Raw genomic sequence first — 19,747 nt, forward strand, 5'->3', positions numbered from 1 at the left:
CTGTGCGCGATTTTATGCAAATTGACTTAACAATTAACGATTCGACTCTCAGCTACCCCCTCAAACACCCCTTAACTATCTTGGAACAGATAAGCGTATATGGCTCCAGCCGGTTGCCTTGCATTCAATTGAGATTTTCCGAATCAACCTCAATGCGCTCGGCATTATCGACAACAGTTAAACCGTCCCTTGAGGAAGGCACGCCACGTTTTGTCAAATTCGCTTCTGCAGGGGTAGAAACGGTCGACCTTACGCCGGATGGCGTCGCTCCGTCCACTGCGTTTTCGGCGACAAGCATGCGGTTTCTACCCATACGTTTTGCGCGTTAAAGTGCTGAGTCCGCCCATTCGAACAGTTCTGCAACATCCGACGGACGACGCATTTTCCCTTGCGCCACTCCCATGCTCAACGTGACAACCTCCAAGGGGCTTTTAATATGGGTCAAGTGCAACGATTCGACCGCCGCTCACGCGTTCAGCCGAAGCCAATGCCTCAACGGGCCCACAGTTCGCCGTTGAAGTTTTTGAAGTGGTCAACATCGGCAAACAGAATAGCGACCGCTTCAGCCGAGGGATGGCGGTTCTGCGAACGCAGGCGCTGTTCAATCCAGCTGTCAAGGTATCGACGATTCCACAAGCCGGTGAGGCCGTCGACGAACGCCATGTCTCGGAGCGCCTGCTCTTCTCTGAAACTTGAGCGCGGTTGGCCACGGTCAGACGCAGAAACCTAGACAATACCGAGACAGGATTAGCGGCTGGGGACATGACGTTGGCGGCCTAGAGCCTTAATGCGGCCGCGCCGCGGTACTCATCCCGCTAAAGTCTGTCCGGTGTTCTGCCGACAATATACTTACATACGATGATGCCCTCCTGTCATTGAAATCCCCTCGACAAACCCAAGTGGCAATGGCAGATGAACGCTTTCAAGATTCATTCGAAGGACGAGACAACCGACCAGCGTGGCAAGTGCGACGGCTGTCGAGAGTCAACGCAGGCACCCATTGATATTGCGTTCGCCTTTCAGCCGATTGTCGATGTGAACAGTAGAAGCATCTTTGCTTGTGAGGCGCTCGTGCGCGGTCCCCGCGGCGAGCCTGCCTATTCAGTGCTCTCTCAAATCGACGCCGCGAATCGCTACCAGTTCGACCAGCGATGCCGGCAAGTCGCCATTGCCAGCGCCGCCGCGCTTGGCATGGATTCGCTTTTGTCGATTAACTTCATGCCCAATGCGGTCTATAAGCCAGAAGTCTGCATTCGCAGCACGCTGGACGCGGCTCGGGCGCACGGCTTTCCAATCGAACGCATCGTTTTCGAGACCGTCGAGGGCGAAGATGTGCGCGACCGGGCGCATCTTGTCGATATCTTCAGGGCCTACAAGGAGTTTGGCTTCCAGACAGCGATTGACGACTTCGGTGCGGGTTATTCCGGGCTATCACTACTTGTCGACTTCCAGCCCGACCTCGTCAAGCTCGATATGGCGCTCCTACGTGGCATCGATACGGATACCGTGCGGCAGAAAATTGTCCGGGGCGTCATTACTATCTGCGATGACCTCGGCATTCGTATCATCGCGGAAGGCATCGAAACAAAGGGCGAACGAGATTTCTTCGTCGCACATGGCGTCAGCCTCATGCAGGGTTACTGGTTTGCAAAGCCGGATTTCAATGCCATTCCGAGCATTGACGATTCTGCTTACCAGGGCTAAGACTGGAAATCTTCCCATCTGGCATCATGCCGCAATCCGATGCTTATAGTAAGGATGCACCTTGTCCTCAAGAATCGCGTATTGAGCAGCAAGGTCTTTCGGATTCGGATTGAGCCAGGCCGCGACAAAGGGCTGTAAGCGGGCAGACTCATCTTCCACCTGCACGGCGAGAAGCTCGCCGGCCTGTGGGGACTGAACGAGAGGACTCTTGGTATCCGGCAGAGCATTCCACCGACCGGGTAATTCAGACCCAGCCAGTGAACGCTCTCAGTGAGTCGTCAAGACCGCTTTTGCAGCCCGATTCAAGCCGAAGGCGTGCCATTGCCTTATTGCATTGCCTTGTATCGCTGGGCCTACAGCCGGTTCAGTCAGGCCGCAACTGACCGTTGAGGGCAGGCTGCGGCCACGAATCAGCAACTCGTCGCGACTGTTTTTCCAGCTTCACGATGGTCAGCGTGCCGTCGACGTTTTCGACACGCACCTTGACCTTGTCGCCTTCGTGAACGCGTTTGACCATGTCTGCGTCCTTCGCCTTGAACGCCATGGTCATCGGCGGCATGCCGACGTTCTCCAGTGCATCGTGCTTGATGGTGACCATTCCGGTAGCAGCATCAACCTTCTTGACCTCCGCATCCGTCAGTGCATTATTCGAGGTCATCTTCTTGGCCGACAGCTTCGCAGACATGCTCATGCCAGCCATGTCGTCACCTGCGAATGCCGGACCGGCCACAACAGCTACGAAAGCGGCGACAGCAACAATCATCTTCTTCATTGAGTTTCTCCAGTTTGAACAGAGGGCACTTGCGTGCCGGAAGGTACTGCATGAGGAAACCGCGCCTGGTGCCTCACGCGACGGCGCTGCAACAGTAACCAGGCTGCGGGAATAACGAACATCGAAAGGATGGGCGCGGTGACCATGCCGCCGACCATCGGCGCGGCGATGCGCTGCATGACTTCCGAGCCGGAACCGTGACCGACCATGATGGGAATCAGGCCGGCAAGGACAACCGAAACCGTCATCGCCTTGGGGCGTACGCGCAACACGGCACCTTCGCGGATTGCGTCGAGTAGCGTGGCCTCCGTCATGGGCTCGCCAAGCTCGAGTCGCCGGTTGAGTGCACCCTTCAGGTATAGCAGCATCACGACGCCGAATTCGGCGGCAACGCCGGCAAGCGCAATGAAGCCGACCGATGTCGCAACGGACACCGCGTGACCCAATACGCAGATGAGCCAGAAGCCGCCGACGAGCGCGAACGGCACGGTCGACATCAGCAGAAGTGCGTCAGCCGCGGAACTGAACGTGAGGAACAGCAGCACGAAAATGACAATCAGCGTGACCGGAATAACGGTGCGCAACTTCGCCGCCGCCCGCTCCAGGTACTCGAACTGTCCCGACCACGCAATCGAATACCCGGGCGGCAACTGGACCTTCTCTGCGACGGCGCGCTGCATTGCCTTCACGGCCGACTGCAGGTCCACGTTGCGAATATCGACGTAGACGTAGCCCGAGAGCCGCGCGTTTTCGCTGCGAATCGACGGCGGCCCATCGGCAATCTGCAGGTTGGCCACATCGCCCAGCTGTATCTGCGCGCCACGGTCGGTCACAACCGGTAACTGACGCAGCCGCTCGAGCGAGTCGCGGACCTCGCGTGGATACCTGATGTTGATGGGAAAGCGCTCCCGTCCCGTAATGACCTCGCCGACATTTTCTCCACCGACCGCCGATGAAACCACAGACTGAACATCGGCCACGGAAAGTCCGTAGCGCGCGGCCGCCTGCCGGTTGATGTCGACGTTGATGTACCGGCCACCATTCACGCGTTCGGCCAGCGCGGACGACACGCCCGGCACATCTTTCACCACTGCCTCAACCTGCGTGGCAATCCGGTCAATCTGCGTAAGGTCAGCGCCGGAGATTTTCACGCCGACGGGCGACTTGATTCCGGTGGAGAGCATGTCCAGACGGTTGCGGATAGGCGGCACCCAGAGATTCGACAGTCCCGGCACTTTCACCGTGCGGTCGAGTTCGTCCCTCAGCTTTTCCGGTGTCATGCCGGGTCGCCACTGGCTGCGTGGTTTGAACACAATCGTGGTTTCAAACATTTCGAGCCCAGGAGCCGGGTCGGTGGCCGTTTCAGCACGCCCCGACTTGCCGAATACCGTGGCGACCTCGGGCACCGTCTTGATGAGCCGGTCGGTCTGCTGCAGCAGTTCAGCGGCTTTCTCGGTCGAGATGCTGGGAAGCGCCGTTGGCATGTACAGGAGGTCACCCTCGTCGAGCTGGGGCAGGAACTCGCCTCCCAGTCGCGACAGCGGAATCGCGGTCAGCACGAGCGCCACGACGGCGAGTCCGATGGCGAACCAGGGACGGCGCAACGTCGCTTCGAGTAACGGCCGATAAAGACGCACCAGTACACGGTTGATGGGATTCGAGGCTTCGTGCGGGATGCGCCCGCGAATCAGATAACCCATTAGCACCGGAACCAACGTCACCGACAGACCGGCAGCGGCCGCAATCGTGTAGGTCTTCGTGAACGCCAGCGGCGAGAACAGTCGGCCCTCCTGTCCTTCCAGCGAAAACACCGGGATAAAGGACAGGGTGATGATGAGCAGCGAGAAGAAAAGCGCCGGCCCGACTTCGGCTGCTGATGTCGTAATCAACTCCCATCGCTGCACGGTCGTAATGGGCTTACCTGGATGCGCGTGCTCGTACGCCTCCAGGTGCTTGTGCGCGTTCTCAATCATCACGATGGCCGCGTCAATCATCGCGCCGATGGCAATCGCAATGCCACCCAGGGACATGATGTTCGCGTTCACGCCCTGATAGCGCATCACGATGAAGGCGGCGAGCACGCCGAGCGGCAGCGACAGGACCGCGACCAACGCGCTGCGCAGATGGAACAGGAAGACGGCGCACACGATCGCGACCACGATGAACTCCTCGATGAGCTTGTCCTTGAGGTTGTCCACCGCGCGTTCGATAAGCTGAGAGCGGTCGTAGGTCGTCACCACTTCGACGCCTTGCGGCAGCGAGCGCTTCAACTCCGCCATTCTGGCCTTCACCGCTTCAATGGTTGTCAGTGCATTCTTGCCAGAACGCATCACGACGACGCCACCGGCTACCTCGCCCTGGCCATTCAGTTCGGCAATGCCCCGGCGCGGCTCCGGGCCAATCTGGATACGCGCGACATCGCCCAGCAGCACGGGTGTGCCTGCGTCATTCGTTCGCAACACGACATTGCGGAAGTCATCGAGGGAATGCAGATAGCCTGACGAGCGGACCACATACTCAGACTCGGCGAGTTCGACCACCGAGCCGCCGGACTCCTGGTTGGCCTTGCCCAGTGCATCGGCCACCATCCCCTGCGTGATGCCGTAAGCCCGCAGTTTGTCCGGGTCGAGCACGACCTGGTACTGGCGCACCATGCCGCCGATGCTCGCCACCTCCGATACGTCCGGCACGGACTTGAGCTCGAACTTCAGGAACCAGTCGTTAAGTGCCCGAAGCTCCCCGAGGTCGTGCCGACCCGTACGGTCGACCAATGCGTATTCGTAGACCCAGCCCACGCCGGTAGCGTCTGGACCAAGTGAAACCGTCGCGCCCGGCGGCAAGCGGCTTTGCACCTGGTTAAGGTATTCGAGCACGCGGGAGCGCGCCCAGTACTGGTCGGTCTTGTCGTCGAACAGCACATACACGAATACGTCACCAAACGACGAGTAGGCGCGAATGGTTTTCGCGCCCGGCACACCGAGCAACGTCGTCGTAAGCGGATACGTTACCTGGTCCTCGATGACCTGAGGCGCCTTGCCCGGATACGACGCCTTGATGATGACCTGCGTATCCGACAAGTCAGGCAACGCATCGAGCGGCGTTTCCTCGAGCGAATATACGCCCCATGCCGTGATGAGCACCGTCGCGAGCAACACCAGAAACCGGTTGTGAATGGACCAGCGGATAAGGCGTGCAATCATTTGGCGCCTCCCATCGGTTCGACCTTCGTCAGCGCGTATCCGTCGTCGGACTTTTTGAAGACGAAGTGCGCCGTCTGGCCGGGCTTCACATCTGCGAATGCATCGGACGCTGGCTTGTTGAATGACATCGTCATCGCGGGCCAGCCGAGCGCCGGCACGGGCTGATGCGAGAACGTGATGTCCGCAGCGGTCACCTTTTCGACCTTGCCGGTACTCTCATAGCTTTGTGCGGCAGCGGGTGAGGAAGCCGCTTCCGGCGCACTTGCTCCTGTACCACTGCTACCCTCGAGTCTGGGCAGGATGCCCTTCAGGCTAGCTTCCGAGTCAATCAGGAACTGGCCTGACGCAACGACCGTGTCTCCGTCATTCAGGCCGCTGGTGACTTCGGTCAGGTTGCCGACATCATTTCCGACCGTGACGTTCACGGGCTGCAGGTGACCGTCAGCATGCTTGACGATGACGACCGAGCGCTTGCCTGTCGTGATGACGGCTTCAGACGGTACAAGTAGCCGCGAGACCGGCTTCTGCGCCGCGACGCGCACGCGCATCAGCATGCCGGGTGTGAGTTTCAAGGCGGAGTTATCGATTTCCAGACGCGCCTGCAGCGTGCGGCTCGTGGTGCTGATGCCGGGCAGGATTTCGCGAATCTGCCCCTTGAAATGCTGGGTCGCGTCACCGCTGAACGTCGCGTCAACGGTCATACCAGGACGCACGGTCAGCGCCAGGTTCTCGGGAATTTCGACGATGAGCCAGAGCTTCGAAAGCCCCGCGACCTTCGCCAGCGTCTGGCCGGGCAACACCTGCGCACCGTCGCGGACATTCAGTTCACTCACCACGCCCGTCTCGGGCGACGACAGGACAATATGGGTCTGCGCCTTGCCCGTGCGGTCGAGGCTCGCGATGACGCTCTCGGGAATAGACAGCGCCCGCATGCGCGCACGCGACGCTTCCAGCAAACCCATATCCATCCCGCCGCGCTTGAGCGACAGATACTCTTCCTGAGGTGCCAGCCAGTCCGGCACAAAGAGCGATGCAATCGGTGCACCCTTCGAGATGCGTTGCATCGGAGCGCTCGCGTACAAGCGGTCAATGTAGCCTGTGACGCGCGTCTGCACGACGTCGGCCTGTGATTCATCGAATTGCGTGGTGCCGACGGCGTCGAATCCTTCCGTGGTTTCCTCACGCTGCACGCTCGCGTAGCGGATTCCCAGGTTTTGCTGGAGCCCCGGGTCTATCCTGACGCCGGTCGAGCTGCCACCTTCATCCGCGTACACGGGCTCGAGCTGCATGTCCATGAAAGGCGACTTGCCTGGTTTGTCGAAGTGCTGGTTGGGCACCATCGGGTCGTGCCAGTACAGCACCTTCTTGCCAGTCTTCGGGTCGACCTGGTCGCCCGACGCAGTGCCCGCAGCAGGATTCATGGATACGGCCATATCGGTCGTCGAGGCGTGATGGGTGCCCGCGAAGTAGCCTGCACCGAGCAATGCCGCGCCGGCAAATACCAGTAGAACGGCGCGGACCAGTGGTTTATTCATCATCGTTCTCTCCTTCACTGGCCAGCGGCCATCGTCGATGGCACAACCTGGTACTCGAGCTGTGCCCAGGTCTGGGAAACATCGCGCCTGAGGTCGAGCACCTGAAGTTGCGCATCAAGCTGCGCGCGACGTGCCGCGAACGTATCGGCAAGCGAGCCTGTCCCTGACCGATAGGCAGCGTTCGCAAGCTGCACGCGCTGGTCGGCCGCGGGCAGCAGCGATTGGCTGAGATTGGCAATACGTTCGCGGCCGCTGGCGAGAGTAGCTGACTGGGCCTGAATATCCGCTTCAACCTGACGCTGCGTGTCCTCGTACAGCAGGCGCGCCTTGGTGGCGAGCTCCGACTTCTCGGCGGCGTCGCGGTTCTGGCGGTTTTTGCGGTTGATGGGCAGCGGGATGCTTACGCCAACCGACACCATGTTCGAATACGCACCACCGCGTTGCTGGTAGGCAACTTCCCACGTCCAGTTGGGACTGCGCTCGCTGTTTGCGACAGCCGTGTCGGCGTCGGCAACCGCGATGTCGTCGGCTGCGGCTACCAGCGTAGGCTGGACCTGCTTCAGTTCCTCGGGAGGCAGCGACGACACGAACGACGCCGGCGCAGGCGGCTCACCTGTGACGTCGGAAACGGGTGTCGCGGTCCAGCGCGAAAGCGCAATGAGGGCAGTCTTGTACGTCTGCTCGGCCTTGAGCACCTGGTCCTGCGTCTGCGCGAGCATCGCCTGACCCTGCACGACATCGGCGGCAGTCGCCTTCGCGCCCCGGTACGAGGCTTTCGTGGCGGCGAGTTCGTGGTTCATGTGCTCCAGCAGTTCCTGCTGGAGCGAGACGGCCTTCTTTGCATAGATGGCGTTAAGCCATGCACCGGCCGTCTGCTGACGCACGTTGGCGAGTTGCAGCAGATAGCCGTCGTGTTCACGACCGACCATCTGGTTAGCCAGTGTCGAGCGCAATTGCCGCTTCTCTCCCGAGACCCATTCCTGCTCGATACCAATGCGGCGCATCGTCATGAAGTCCTGGCCGATGGTGAATTTCTGCGGCCCGGTGACGGGCAGATTGTCAACACCTGCCTTGAGTGTCGGGTCTGGTAACTGGCCGGCCTTGACGGCGGCCTCCGAACTGGCGCGTTCCGATGCCTGTGCCGCCTGCATCGCAGCCGAGCGGTCGGTTGCGGACTGCAATGCGGCCTCAAGCGTGAAGGACGCGTTCTGGGCGTGCGCGGCGGCACTCGCGAGTATCAGCGCGACGACGGGCAAGCGCGCGCGCAGTGATGCACGCCGGCGCGGCGTGCCGATAGTTTTTGGTTGCATGTTCTAACCCTAACGGCGGAGACCCAATAGGGAATCCACGTCCTGGACGCAGGACGACCTCGCCGCAGATGCGGCGAACCAGTCAGACGAGGGTTAGATTGCTCTGGGAGGTCGCCAGAGGCCGCCCGGCTCGCGGCAAGCGAAGCACTCGGCGTAGTGAAAGACGACCTGATTGCTGACAGCCATGGGGTGACTGACGGTCGCCTGCGCAGGTGGGTAGTAGATGCTGGCGAACTGACACTGGGCCGTTATCTTGCATAAAACGCCCTTGGCCTTGCCCGCCGTCGGTGACTTCATCATGTTGCAGCCCGGCATGTCGACGGACATGGCGCCGTCGTCGTCATGCATGGACGCCGACTGCTGCATCGGACATTCGCCCGCCAAGCCGGTGGCTGCCAGCCCGCTCAGGGGCAGCATCGCACACAGCAGCAGCAGGAAAATGGTCCGGAGAATCTTCATGGCGTCAATCGTAGCGAATGCATTCTATCCTGGTTGCCCGGATATTTCCGTGGTGTTCCCTGGGCGAAATAATCGCGGGTCAGAGCATCGTAAAAAAGGGACCCGGCTTTACGCACGGGTCCCGTGAAAGACGGTCAAGCCTCACGTCGGTAAAGGAGCCTGCCTTCATCGACCGTCGGCGACGACCATCTGCGTGGACGTTGCGCGCATGAATGCATTGCGGCTTACATGGTCCCTGGCAGGGGACTCGAGACGAGAACCGCAGCGGCGACAAGCACGCCCGCCAGGACAACTGACTCCACATGCAGAACAGTGGCAAACCGTTTCAGCCGTCGGGCGATGCCTTCCGTGTGTCCTTCCCTCAACGAGGCAAGCAACTGCGGCATCTCGAAGAACCGGTTATGTCCGCCAAGCGCGGCAGCAATCAGCACGAGCGCGAATTTGAGCAGCAGCACTTGGCCGTACGCCGACGTCACCAGGCTCTCGGGTGCATTTACACCACGCCAGCCGTTGTATGCGCCGGTAATAAAGAGGACGACCAGCGCGAGGGTGGCAGCGTCAGAGAGTGATTGGACGAACGCAGCACTGTTCGCCCGCTCCGGGACGGGTGCACTGAATATGCGTGGCAAAACCACATACGTTGTCACGAGGACAAGTCCTACCCATACGCTGATAGCGAGCAGGTGTACCCAGTCGACCCACACTGGAAGGCTCAATACACCCGCATCGACGGGGTGGCCTGCGTGGCTGCGTGACATTGCAACACCGGCGAGCGCGAGCCAGATTGCCGGCTTGAAGCGTATCTGACGTCCCGACTGCACGAGCGATAGAATCATCATCACCAGCATCAAACCTGCGCCCGCCAGCCATGCATGGCCAAAGCCAGTTTCCACCAGCATCGAGCGGACGGCTGGGCCTGTCTCCCCGAGCGTTGATTCGCTCATCAGCGCGCAATGAATCCAGAAGGCGATTGCACTAGAGACAAGCACAGTGAGCGAACCGATGCGCAGGGTGAGCAGCAAGTGCCAGCTGACTCTGGTCTGCCAACGCGATGTGCCGCGAGACAGCCACGTGTCGCTCAGCAACGCTCCCACCAGAACAGCAAAGCTGATGTTCTGGAGCGCCACGAATGCAAGCCGCAAGACACCGAGGAAACCGTCATTCATCACTTCACCGCAAACGTGTAGGTGCCTTTCGTCTTATGGGCGTCATGCGTCATGACAGTCCATTGCACCGTGTACGAGCCGGAGGCGAGCTTCGGAATCGCGACCGTAAGCACGCGCGGGTTCGAGGAATCGACTTTGGCTTTTTCTTTGGTCGCGGATGCGCCGGATGCATCGACAACCTTAATCGTGCTGAACGACGATTCGAGGTCCTCGTTGAAGGTCAGATTGAGTGACTGTGGTGACGTATCGACCGTGCTGCCCGCCGCCGGTGTCGCGCTTTCAAGTTTGCCGTGCGCAAATACGAGCACAGGTGAAAGTATGAAAGCAGTGGTTGCCACTGCACGAACAGAAAGTCTGCGCATTTTGGTGTTCATGACTGTTGCCTCCCTGAGAATGAATCGTGACGCTCTGCCGTTGTACGGCGGATGTCCCTTTGTACTCACTGCTTCTGCAGCTTCGTCACGGTGAGCGCGCCATCAACTTCTTCTGCGACGAAGTCAATCTTGTCGCCGACCTTCACTTGCGACAGCATGGCCGGGTCCTTGACCTTGAACACCATCGTCATCGCTTCCATATCGAGGTTCTCGAGTGGCCCGTGCTTGATGGTCAGCTTACCGGCGGCGTTGTCCACTTTCTTGACCTCGCCGTGCGACATGCTGCTCTTCGCGTTTGCCCCCTGTTGCGCACCGCTTGCCGGTGTCGTGTTGCCCGTGTCACCGGCCGCATATGCAGTTGCCGAGACGGCCATGGCACAACCCAGCACAATCGAAACAATCGCATTCTTCATCACGCTCTCTCCTACAGTTGAAGTAACAAACCCGGCTGGCGTCATGTCCAGCCTTCTATGAAATCAGCTATCGGGCAGTTCACCCGTGTACTCGTATGCCACGGTCCCCTTCGGATGTTTGAACCAGCCCGGGTCGCGGTAATCGTTGCGACCGAGTCCTTCACGCACTTTGACGACAGTGAACATGCCGCCCATTTCCAACGCACCAAATGGCCCGGTACCCGTCATCATCGGCAGTGTGTTGTCCGGTAGCGGCATCTCCATTTCGCCCATCGAGCCGCCGGAACTGCCCATCGCCATGTAGTCCGGCACAAGTTTGTTGATACGTTTCGCCAGGTCTTTCTGCGGTACGCCAATGAGGTTCGGAACCTGATGCCCCATCGCATTCATCGTGTGATGCGACTTGTGGCAGTGAAACGCCCAGTCACCGGGCCGGTTTGCCGTGAACTCGATGGCGCGCATCTGACCGACTGCAACGTCGGCGGTCACTTCCGGCCAGCGAGCAGAAGGAGGAATCCATCCACCGTCAGTTCCGGCGACCTCGAAGCTGTACCCGTGAAGATGAATGGGGTGATTGGTCATCGTCAGATTGCCGAAGCGGATGCGCACCCGGTCTCCTGCGCGCACAGGCAGCGGGTCGACGCCAGGAAAGACCCGCGCATTCCACGTCCACATGTTGAAGTCCGTCATTTCGTTGACGCGTGGCGTGAAGCTCCCTGGGTCAATGTCGTAAGCGGACATCAGGAACACGAAGTCGCGGTCCACCTGCATGACGCTGCGGTCCTTCGGGTGCACGATGAACGTGCCCATCATCCCCATGGCCATCTGCACCATCTCGTCGGCATGCGGGTGATACATGAAAGTGCCGTGCTTCTCGAGCTGGAACTCATAGACGAACGTCTTGCCGGGCGGGATGTGCGGTTGCGTAAGACCGCCCACGCCGTCCATCCCGGACGGCACGAGCATCCCGTGCCAGTGAACGGTGGTGTGTTCAGGCAGTTTGTTGGTCACGAAGACACGGACCTTGTCACCTTCGACCGCCTCGATGGTCGGGCCAGGTGCCTGGCCGTTATACCCCCAGAGATTCGCCTTCATGCCCGGGGCCATTTCACGAACGACCGGCTCGGCGATGAGGTGGAACTCCTTCCAGCCGTTCTTCATCCGCCAGGGCAGTGTCCATCCGTTAAGCGTGGCCACCGGCGTATAGGGGCGACCATTGGGCGGAACAAGCGGCGGCTGCGTCGCCGTTTTTTCCATGATTGGCGCTTCTGGCAGTGAAGCCGCTCCAGCCTTGCTGACCAACGCCGCACCGAGGAGCGCCGCGCCTGAGCCGCCGAGAAAATTTCGACGTGAAACCATGTTCATTTACCTTCTGAATTCATCGGCGACGCGGGCTGCGTCGCAGGAGCGGGCAACGGCGAGTCCTGCATCGGAGCCGGTGCTGCTTGTGCGGCAGGAGCTGGCGCTTCAGCGCCGCGCGGTAAGTCGGGCGTCTGCGCCATGGCAAGCGGCGGAAGCCGGCCACCCAGCGACTGTTGAAGGTCCGTCTCCGCAAGCCAGTAGTCTTTCAGCGCGTCGATGTATCCGTTAACGGCCGCGACCTGGTCGCGCGAATCGGCGAGCAGTTCGAATACGCTTGTCAGCATGCCGTTGTAGCGCAGCAGCATTTCGTCCGAGATGGTCTTGCGCACAGGCACGACTTCATCGCGATAGTGCCTGGCAACGTCGTAGCTCGTTAGGTACGCGGAGTACGACTCACGAACCTCGGAACGTGCATCAATCGCCGTCTGGGCAAGCCGGTTCGCCGACTGCATGTAGATGGCTTCGGCCCGCGCGACTTTCGCGCTGCCCCAATCGAAGATGGGAATGTCGACGCTGATTTCGTAGCCGTGTTCGTGCCCCTTGTCGGTCTCGAAGTTGTCGAGATAGCCAACGTCCAGCGCATTGATGAACCGGGTTGCCTTGCTCAGACCCAGCGAAGTTGCAACGCCTTGTGTTCTCAGCTTCGCCGCCTGAATATCGAGGCGGTTTTGCATCGCAAAGCTCTCGACGTCATTCAGTTGAGGCCTGTCCTTCGGCACGTCAGGCAGACGGTCCGGCAGCTTGTACTGGGTTCCTGCGCCCCACAAGCCCATCGTGCGTGTGAGCTTCTCCCGGGCTACGACCGATTGCTGTCGGGCCTTGGCCAGTTGCGCGACCGACTCAGCGTAAAAAGCCTGCTCGCGCGCATAGTCGAGCTTGCTGAAACTGCCGGCCTGACGCATGCGCAACGCGAGTTCTGCCCCAGCTTCGGCCGAGTCCTTGACCTGGGCGGCGTAAAGGGCGGACTGCTCTGCAGCTACCGCGTTGACGTAGGCCTTTCGGGCGTCAGCGGCGACGATGAGCATCGCGTTGGCAGTCTCGAGCTTCGTCTGTTCAAACCGCCGACTCTCGATGCGGGTCGCCACCGGCAGAGTGAGCACCCCCAATACGCCCATCGAGAAGGTCCGGCTGATGCTGATGCCATCGCTCCAGTGCGTCCGACTGAACGTAAATCCGGGATTGGGCAGACGACCCGCCTGCACGAGGTCGGCCTCGGAGATGCCGAGTTCGGCGTACGATGCCTGGAGTCCCCGGTTGTTCAGCAGCGCGACCTGAACGGCATCGTCCATACCGAGCGGCTTCGACAGCAGTTCCTGAGTGCGCTTGAAAACGGCTTCACGGTCTTCGTCGGTTTTGACGTAGACCGCATCCTTGCCAAGCCGCTCAGACGCGGTAGTCGATACGGCGTTGAATCCCCCGTCCTTGGAGAACGTCGTGCAGCCGGCGAGGAGTGTTGTCGCGATAGCGATGCATGCCAAGCGGTTAGGAGCAAGGTAACGAATCATTTCGACTCGCCTCCGTGCTCGTGCCCGCCCTTCCCCTCTTGTGGCGATTCGGCTTGTTGACCGTGCTTCGTTCCAGTCTTCCGTTGACCGGGCGCGACAGCGCGATTCAACTGTTGCCAGCCGGGTGTTTCCCCGTCCTGCCAGGATTTGTAGCCGTCAAACGCTGACTGCACGGTGACAGCCGGAACCGATGCCCCGGCATCTGTCGGGTCGGGCAAAGCAGCGTGCGCGAGCAACGGCAACACTGCGCCCGCGCCGATAAGCGCCGCAGATATTGTTCGCATGAATTTTTCTCGTCGTGAACCATCCGGAGACCATGACGGGCTCCAGAAAGACCTTCCGGTCGCAGCCAATGGCCGCGACTGCGTGGATTAGACGAGAATGGACCGAGGAGGACGTTCAATGCCGCCGGTCAGGAACAACGCGACGCCGGCGTCTGCAGGCATTGAGACAGAGAAATGAGTCAGGTCAGTCGAAGCGGAAACCGCAGAGACGGCCGGTAACGCTGCACCGACACAGCAGGATGCGCAGGTGAGGCACGCGTGAGCGTGGTGGCCGCCGTCATGGTCGTGGCCGTTATGGTCGTGGCCGTCGTGGTCATCAACGTCCGCCACGACCTCATGTTCGTCCATCGGCCCAGATTGGCCGAGATGGCGAGTAGCAGATTCGTCACCGGCCCCTTCCGAAGGAGCGCAGACCATCGAGACGGCCGCAAACGACTGAACCGGAAGGCTCAGTGCAAGCAGCACGACGAGGAAGAGTTTGCGCCAATAGGACATGGGTGCAAAGTCTAGCACGGGGTCAAGGCCACTGTAAGCGCGCCAACGTGTCAGTGTGTAACGGCAAAAAGGCTGAGTTGGGGTAGTTTCACTCCCGCGTGAGGTTGGCGGGTCAGATGAATCCACGTGTTCGCGAAGGCATCCACGGCGTTGCCATGTCGGACCGGCGATTTCGTCCCCCCATTGACCTTCCCACCATGGGAAGGTGCATTCTGTACAGGTTGCCAGTTACAAGGAGCCGGAAAAATGGAATTCAACGTGCCCGATATGTCATGCGGCGGATGTGCGAGCGCCGTAAGCAGGGCGATAACAAACCTGGACTCGGCTGCCAAAGTCGAAATTGATGTCGCAGCAAAAACGGTGAAGGTCGGGTCAGCGCTGACGCAGGTGCAGATTGCCTCTGCAATTGAGGCGGCCGGTTTCCATCCGACGGCAACCACGTCTTAAGCGCGGGGAGATGGTGGCATGCGGACTGTATTAGCAGCGCTGGTTTTCGTGTTGACGGTTCAGGCACCCGCGCGGGCGGAAAACGTCATTGTTCTGAATTCCGGCGACGCGAGCGCTAGCCTTATCGATGAGGTAAGCCAGAAAGTAGTCGACACGGTTCCCGTTGGGAAGGAACCCCATCATCTGATGGCGACGCCTGACAACCAGTCCCTGATAGTGGCTAACTCGGTCGGCAACAACCTCGTCTTCCTGGACCCAAGAAGCGGTAAGGTCCAGCGATGGCTGTCCGATATTGAAGACCCGTACCAGCTCGGCTTTTCAAACGACCGCAAATGGTTTGTTACCAATGGGTTGCGGCTCGACCGCGTGGACATCTATCACTACGACGGCAAGGACTTTTCCCTCGCCAAACGGGTGCCACTTTCGGCGATGCCGAGCCACATGACTTTCACCTCCGACAGCAAAATCGTCTTCGTGACGCTGCAGGAATCTGGTGAAGTCGCGGCGATTGACCTGGCGACCCAATCCGTACTGTGGAAGATGCCGGTCGGAAGGGCTCCAGCCGGGCTCTGGCTCACTTCCGGCGACAAATATCTCCTGGTGGGCATGACGGGTGCTGACTATGTTGCCGTTGTCGACTGGCGTGTACGCAAAGTCGTAAAAACCATTCACACGGACAAAGGGGCGCACAACTTCCGGTCTCTTGCCGATGGCCAACATGTGCTCGTGACAAACCGCGTCGGTAACACCATCAGCATCCTTGACCAGAACACCTTGATGAACGTCGGAACCATCACTGGATTGCTGCCAGGACCAGACGACATGGAACTGACCCCAGACCGGCGGTATCTGTGGGTCACGTTCCGCTTTACCCGCTACGTGGGCGTCATTGACATGAAGACGCTGAAACTCGTCAACACCGTCAAGATCGGGAAGTCACCCCACGGTATCTACTTCTACAATCGCGCGCCATTGTTATAGGAGCACAAATCTGGGAGGTCGCGATGGACATTCACAGCGAACTGGGTCAAGCGCTGTCGTGGCAACAACATTGAAAACAAGGAGGTGAACATGCAAGCGCGAATTTCAATCAGGTCACTAGCCTTTTGTGCCGCATTGATGCTCGGTCTCACGGCTGGCCCCGCAAGTGCCCAGCAAGGAGCGTCCATGCCAGGCATGGCCATGAGCAGTTCTTCTGACGCTGACTCATCCGGCTCAACGCCGGCATTCAAGGCTGCAGACCAGAAAATGATGCAGCAGATGCAGGCACCGGCTTATACCGGTGATGCCGACAAGGACTTCGTCGCGCATATGATTCCCCACCATCAAGGCGCTATCGACATGGCTGAGGTTGAACTCAAGTACGGTAAGGACCCTGAGATGAAAACGCTGGCACGAAGTATCGTCAAGGCCCAGAAAGAAGAAATCGCCCTGATGCAGCGATGGCAGGCCAAACACGGCAGCAAGTAAGCAACGTGTCCAGAGGTGAGCGGCGCACTCGAATGGCGATATCCCTTTGCTACATGGCAAAGCGGATGAAATCTAAGCTGTGACGCAAGGAAATATGCATCACGGCGTTCGCTAGAAAAGTGGAAAGCGCGACGACCCACAATACAGAGGACCCTTGCCTGTCGCGGTCACGGAGATGATGGGCAACAGACAGAAACGCAATCCAGGCGATACCGAGACTGAGGCCAGCCAGGACGTCCGAAAACCAATGGACACCAAGGTATATGCGGGAAAAAGATATCAGCGCTATTAGCGAGCCGCTTGCCACGGCAATCCTAAGTTGCGTATCTCTTTGATGACCTCGGCACACGAGATAAGCGAGGAAGCCATAAACGACGATACTCAATGTGGCGTGGCTGCTGGGGAACGAAAACCTCTCAATGCCATCGTAGATTGATACCGGCCGTAGCCTCTGAACGGCGAATTTGAGCATCTTGACGAATGCCTCCGCCGTCACCACAGCCGCAATCCAATAGCCTGCGGTGCGCCATTCGCGCCGATATACCAGCACGAGAAGCACGGCCACAGACACGGGTAGCGTTACGGCGGCATCGCCAAGCTCCGAGACCGCCACCACTATGTGGTCGACAAAGGGAAAGCGAAGTCTCTGCAGTCCGTCATGAAGCACCCCGTCGACGGTGACCAGGGGGTCCTTGCTAAGGATGTCTTCCAGGATGCCCAGAAACAGCCAGATACCGCCAAGTACCAGAACGACGGCCACCATCAACCTCGCGAAGCCGGTACGGCGAAGTACAAGTCGCCACCCCGGTCGGTCGCTGTCCTCTGCTTCGGGCTCTATGTGCGAACACCGTCGCAACAACTTGCCGGATAGGCTGCTCAGCAACTCCATCGATAACCTACAAATTGGTAAAGAATTAGATAGCCAGTCGCGCTGCTAGCACCTGGCTTCCACGTCCACGCACCGGCCTGGATAACGATTCACGTCCGAACCCTGCGCAGACGCAGCGCGTTCCCGATGACAGACACTGAACTCAGCGCCATCGCCGCACTCGCGATAATCGGGCTAAGGAGAATGCCGAGCCACGGGTAGAGGACCCCTGCGGCAATGGGGATGCCGATGGCGTTATAGGCGAACGCGAAGAACAGGTTCTGGCGGATGTTCTTCATCGTCGCCATGCTAAGCGAACGAGCCCGCGCGATGCCCCGGAGGTCGCCTTTCACGAGCACCACCCGTGCGCTGTTCATTGCGACGTCCGTGCCCGTCCCCATCGCAATGCCCACGTTTGCCTGAGCGAGCGCGGGGGCGTCGTTCACGCCGTCGCCCGCCATGGCCACGATGCTCCCCGACTTCTGCAGTTCCTGGACATGCCTGTATTTGTCTTCTGGCAAAACACCTGCCTTGACGTCATCGAGGGCAAGGGACGCGGCGACCGCGCGAGCAGTGACTTCATTGTCACCCGTCAGCATCACAATCCGCACACCAGATGCCTTCAACTGCCGCACTGCCTCCGGTGTCGTGCCTTTTACTGGGTCGGCTACACCGATATAGCCTGCCAGCGAGCCGTCAATCGCGAGATACATGACGGTTTGCCCGGCCTCGCGCAGGCGGTCAGTGTCGCGCTCCACCGAGCCACAATCAACGCCCAAGTCCGCCATCAACCGGGCGTTACCCAAGGACGCCGCGTGCCCACCGATTTCTCCTGTTACACCTTTGCCCGGCACGGAGTCAAAGCTGTCAACGCGTGAGGTCGCGGCTCCCGCTTCTTTCGCGAATGTCGTGATTGCCTGCGCGAGCGGGTGCTCGCTTGCGCCTTCCAGGCTGGCGGCGTAGCCGAGAATCTGCGATTCCTGTGCGGGTTTGACCGCCACCACCTTCTGAACGCGCGGTTTGCCCTCCGTCAGCGTGCCTGTCTTGTCGACGACGACAGTGTCAACCTTCTCCATCAGTTCGAGTGCTTCCGCATCCTTGATGAGCACGCCCTCCTGCGCACCGCGACCTACGCCGACGATGATGGACACGGGCGTGGCAAGTCCGAGCGCGCAGGGGCAGGCAATGATGAGCACACTGATGGCGACGACCAGCGCATTTGCGAGCGCAGGAGTAGGTCCTGCAACAGCCCAGACTAGGAACGCAGCGACCGCGATGCCAATGACCGCCAGCACAAACCAGCCGGATACCTGGTCGGCGAGCTTCTGGATAGGTGCACGCGAACGACCTGCGTCCGCGACCATTTGCACGATGCGCGCGAGAAGGGTGTCCGAGCCGACCTTCTCCGCGCGCATCAGGAACGTTCCAGTCTGGTTGACCGTTGCGCCCGTCACCTTGCTCCCTGCAATCTTTTCCGAAGGGATGGATTCGCCCGTAATCATCGATTCGTCGACGCTTGAGCGACCTTCTGTCACTTCACCGTCTACGGGAATCTTTGAACCGGGTTTGACGCGCAAGATGTCGCCGACGATGACAGCCTCAAGAGGGACAGTCTCCTCCGCTCCATCTGGCCCGATGCGAACCGCCGTGTGCGGGGCGAGTTTCAGCAAGTCACGAATTGCGCTTGATGTGCGTGAGCGCGCGCGAAGTTCGAGCACCTGCCCAAGCAGAACGAGGGTCACGATGACGGCAGCAGCCTCGAAATACAGGGGCAGTTCCTGTCCGTGGCGGAATGCCTGAGGTAAGGCATCAGGGAAAAACAGTGCGAACACACTGAACACGTAGGCAGCCGCCACGCCCAGCCCAATGAGGCTGAACATGTTCAGCTGCCGGGTCGCGAACGACTTCCATCCGCGCTCGAGGAAAGGCCAGCCGCCCCACAACACGACAGGCGTGGCCAGCAACGCCTGGATGCATTGAGACCACGATGCCCTCATCCAGTGGGGGGTGCCGGAAAACAGCCCGTCAATTGCCGAATCAATGTCGAACGGCAGAATCATCTTGCCCATCGTCATCATCAACAGCGGAATCGACAGAACAAGCCCAACCCAGAAGCGTCGGCTCATCGACTCCAGTTCGATATTTCGCTCCTGCGTCCCGGCCGGAAGCACCGGCTCAAGCGCCATACCGCAGATGGGGCAAGAGCCAGGGGCAGACGCGCGAATTTGCGGATGCATCGGGCACGTGTAGACAACGCCGGTATCCGGCGCAGGGATGTTCCCCTCGTCCATGGCGCCGAGTGTGCGGGCGACGCCCCCGCTCGCCCGTTGCGAGTCCCCGTGAACATGCGTATGCGATGAAGCCATCGTGTGCGTCCCGACTC

General features: G+C 59.8%; 18 protein-coding genes. 4 read left to right on the forward strand and 14 right to left on the reverse strand.

The window, feature by feature from the left end:
- Window positions 1-492 precede the first annotated feature (492 nt).
- Window positions 493-663 (reverse strand): diguanylate cyclase domain-containing protein, encoded by a 171-nt coding sequence (locus KFO72_RS05510; protein WP_225031592.1) that lies wholly within the window; start codon window positions 661-663, stop codon window positions 493-495.
- Between the two features lie 249 nt (window positions 664-912).
- Between KFO72_RS05510 and KFO72_RS05515 the strand changes: the two genes are divergently transcribed.
- Window positions 913-1,704 (forward strand): EAL domain-containing protein, encoded by a 792-nt coding sequence (locus KFO72_RS05515; protein ID WP_225031593.1) that lies wholly within the window; start codon window positions 913-915, stop codon window positions 1,702-1,704.
- A 364-nt stretch (window positions 1,705-2,068) separates the two neighbouring features.
- On the opposite strand, the gene KFO72_RS05520 is transcribed toward KFO72_RS05515, so the two are convergent.
- From KFO72_RS05520 to KFO72_RS05575, 11 genes are all read right to left on the reverse strand, one after another.
- A complete protein-coding gene (locus tag KFO72_RS05520; RefSeq protein WP_225031594.1) occupies window positions 2,069-2,476 on the reverse strand; it encodes a copper-binding protein in 408 nt (135 codons plus the stop codon).
- On the reverse strand, window positions 2,473-5,676 hold the full coding sequence (locus tag KFO72_RS05525) for an efflux RND transporter permease subunit (RefSeq protein ID WP_225031595.1): 3,204 nt from the start codon (window positions 5,674-5,676) through the stop codon (window positions 2,473-2,475). Before KFO72_RS05525 ends, KFO72_RS05520 begins: the two co-directional genes overlap by 4 nt.
- On the reverse strand, window positions 5,673-7,214 hold the full coding sequence (locus tag KFO72_RS05530) for an efflux RND transporter periplasmic adaptor subunit (protein ID WP_225031596.1): 1,542 nt from the start codon (window positions 7,212-7,214) through the stop codon (window positions 5,673-5,675). The genes KFO72_RS05525 and KFO72_RS05530 overlap by 4 nt, the downstream gene beginning before the upstream one ends.
- 11 nt (window positions 7,215-7,225) lie before the next feature.
- Window positions 7,226-8,521 (reverse strand): TolC family protein, encoded by a 1,296-nt coding sequence (locus KFO72_RS05535; protein WP_225031597.1) that lies wholly within the window; start codon window positions 8,519-8,521, stop codon window positions 7,226-7,228.
- Window positions 8,522-8,614: 93 nt separating this feature from the next.
- Window positions 8,615-8,980: a hypothetical protein gene (locus KFO72_RS05540; RefSeq protein ID WP_054935120.1), complete on the reverse strand. Its 366-nt coding sequence runs from the start codon at window positions 8,978-8,980 to the stop codon at window positions 8,615-8,617.
- 224 nt (window positions 8,981-9,204) lie between these two features.
- Window positions 9,205-10,146 (reverse strand): copper resistance D family protein, encoded by a 942-nt coding sequence (locus KFO72_RS05545; protein WP_225031598.1) that lies wholly within the window; start codon window positions 10,144-10,146, stop codon window positions 9,205-9,207.
- A complete protein-coding gene (copC, locus tag KFO72_RS05550; RefSeq protein ID WP_060606170.1) occupies window positions 10,146-10,520 on the reverse strand; it encodes a copper homeostasis periplasmic binding protein CopC in 375 nt (124 codons plus the stop codon). The genes KFO72_RS05545 and copC overlap by 1 nt, the downstream gene beginning before the upstream one ends.
- A 65-nt stretch (window positions 10,521-10,585) precedes the next feature.
- Window positions 10,586-10,933, reverse strand: a complete 348-nt coding sequence (locus KFO72_RS05555) for a copper-binding protein (RefSeq protein ID WP_054935123.1) — start codon at window positions 10,931-10,933, stop codon at window positions 10,586-10,588.
- Between the two features lie 63 nt (window positions 10,934-10,996).
- Window positions 10,997-12,292, reverse strand: coding sequence for a copper oxidase (locus KFO72_RS05560; RefSeq protein ID WP_225031618.1), 1,296 nt, complete (start codon window positions 12,290-12,292; stop codon window positions 10,997-10,999).
- A 2-nt stretch (window positions 12,293-12,294) separates the two neighbouring features.
- Window positions 12,295-13,800: a TolC family protein gene (locus KFO72_RS05565; RefSeq protein ID WP_224099722.1), complete on the reverse strand. Its 1,506-nt coding sequence runs from the start codon at window positions 13,798-13,800 to the stop codon at window positions 12,295-12,297.
- 371 nt (window positions 13,801-14,171) lie between these two features.
- A complete protein-coding gene (locus KFO72_RS05575; RefSeq protein WP_225031599.1) occupies window positions 14,172-14,579 on the reverse strand; it encodes a hypothetical protein in 408 nt (135 codons plus the stop codon).
- A gap of 246 nt (window positions 14,580-14,825) precedes the next feature.
- Between KFO72_RS05575 and KFO72_RS05580 the strand changes: the two genes are divergently transcribed.
- From KFO72_RS05580 to KFO72_RS05590, 3 genes are all read left to right on the forward strand, one after another.
- Window positions 14,826-15,026, forward strand: a complete 201-nt coding sequence (locus KFO72_RS05580) for a heavy-metal-associated domain-containing protein (protein ID WP_225031600.1) — start codon at window positions 14,826-14,828, stop codon at window positions 15,024-15,026.
- Between the two features lie 18 nt (window positions 15,027-15,044).
- Complete coding sequence (locus tag KFO72_RS05585) at window positions 15,045-16,007, forward strand: cytochrome D1 domain-containing protein (protein WP_225031601.1); 963 nt, start codon at window positions 15,045-15,047, stop codon at window positions 16,005-16,007.
- 138 nt (window positions 16,008-16,145) lie between these two features.
- Window positions 16,146-16,496 (forward strand): DUF305 domain-containing protein, encoded by a 351-nt coding sequence (locus KFO72_RS05590; protein ID WP_412101759.1) that lies wholly within the window; start codon window positions 16,146-16,148, stop codon window positions 16,494-16,496.
- Between the two features lie 49 nt (window positions 16,497-16,545).
- On the opposite strand, the gene KFO72_RS05595 is transcribed toward KFO72_RS05590, so the two are convergent.
- Together KFO72_RS05595 and KFO72_RS05600 are read right to left on the reverse strand one after the other, a co-directional pair.
- Window positions 16,546-17,259 carry a phosphatase PAP2 family protein gene (locus KFO72_RS05595; RefSeq protein WP_060607239.1) on the reverse strand — a complete coding sequence of 238 codons (714 nt, stop codon included), beginning with the start codon at window positions 17,257-17,259 and terminating at the stop codon, window positions 16,546-16,548.
- A gap of 215 nt (window positions 17,260-17,474) precedes the next feature.
- Complete coding sequence (locus tag KFO72_RS05600) at window positions 17,475-19,730, reverse strand: copper-transporting P-type ATPase (protein ID WP_225031603.1); 2,256 nt, start codon at window positions 19,728-19,730, stop codon at window positions 17,475-17,477.
- Between the last annotated feature and the right edge of the window lie 17 nt (window positions 19,731-19,747).

Source organism: Paraburkholderia sp. XV (genome assembly GCF_020177535.1).
GTDB classification, from domain to species: domain Bacteria; phylum Pseudomonadota; class Gammaproteobacteria; order Burkholderiales; family Burkholderiaceae; genus Paraburkholderia; species Paraburkholderia caribensis.

Coding starts and splice junctions, on each gene's coding strand:
- KFO72_RS05510 (WP_225031592.1), bottom strand. CDS start 663: ATGGCGTTCGTCGACGGCCTCACCGGCTTGTGGAATCGTCGATACCTT.
- KFO72_RS05515 (WP_225031593.1), top strand. CDS start 913: ATGAACGCTTTCAAGATTCATTCGAAGGACGAGACAACCGACCAGCGT.
- KFO72_RS05520 (WP_225031594.1), bottom strand. CDS start 2,476: ATGAAGAAGATGATTGTTGCTGTCGCCGCTTTCGTAGCTGTTGTGGCC.
- KFO72_RS05525 (WP_225031595.1), bottom strand. CDS start 5,676: ATGATTGCACGCCTTATCCGCTGGTCCATTCACAACCGGTTTCTGGTG.
- KFO72_RS05530 (WP_225031596.1), bottom strand. CDS start 7,214: ATGATGAATAAACCACTGGTCCGCGCCGTTCTACTGGTATTTGCCGGC.
- KFO72_RS05535 (WP_225031597.1), bottom strand. CDS start 8,521: ATGCAACCAAAAACTATCGGCACGCCGCGCCGGCGTGCATCACTGCGC.
- KFO72_RS05540 (WP_054935120.1), bottom strand. CDS start 8,980: ATGAAGATTCTCCGGACCATTTTCCTGCTGCTGCTGTGTGCGATGCTG.
- KFO72_RS05545 (WP_225031598.1), bottom strand. CDS start 10,146: ATGAATGACGGTTTCCTCGGTGTCTTGCGGCTTGCATTCGTGGCGCTC.
- copC (WP_060606170.1), bottom strand. CDS start 10,520: ATGAACACCAAAATGCGCAGACTTTCTGTTCGTGCAGTGGCAACCACT.
- KFO72_RS05555 (WP_054935123.1), bottom strand. CDS start 10,933: ATGAAGAATGCGATTGTTTCGATTGTGCTGGGTTGTGCCATGGCCGTC.
- KFO72_RS05560 (WP_225031618.1), bottom strand. CDS start 12,292: ATGGTTTCACGTCGAAATTTTCTCGGCGGCTCAGGCGCGGCGCTCCTC.
- KFO72_RS05565 (WP_224099722.1), bottom strand. CDS start 13,800: ATGATTCGTTACCTTGCTCCTAACCGCTTGGCATGCATCGCTATCGCG.
- KFO72_RS05575 (WP_225031599.1), bottom strand. CDS start 14,579: ATGTCCTATTGGCGCAAACTCTTCCTCGTCGTGCTGCTTGCACTGAGC.
- KFO72_RS05580 (WP_225031600.1), top strand. CDS start 14,826: ATGGAATTCAACGTGCCCGATATGTCATGCGGCGGATGTGCGAGCGCC.
- KFO72_RS05585 (WP_225031601.1), top strand. CDS start 15,045: ATGCGGACTGTATTAGCAGCGCTGGTTTTCGTGTTGACGGTTCAGGCA.
- KFO72_RS05590 (WP_412101759.1), top strand. CDS start 16,146: ATGCTCGGTCTCACGGCTGGCCCCGCAAGTGCCCAGCAAGGAGCGTCC.
- KFO72_RS05595 (WP_060607239.1), bottom strand. CDS start 17,259: ATGGTGGCCGTCGTTCTGGTACTTGGCGGTATCTGGCTGTTTCTGGGC.
- KFO72_RS05600 (WP_225031603.1), bottom strand. CDS start 19,730: ATGGCTTCATCGCATACGCATGTTCACGGGGACTCGCAACGGGCGAGC.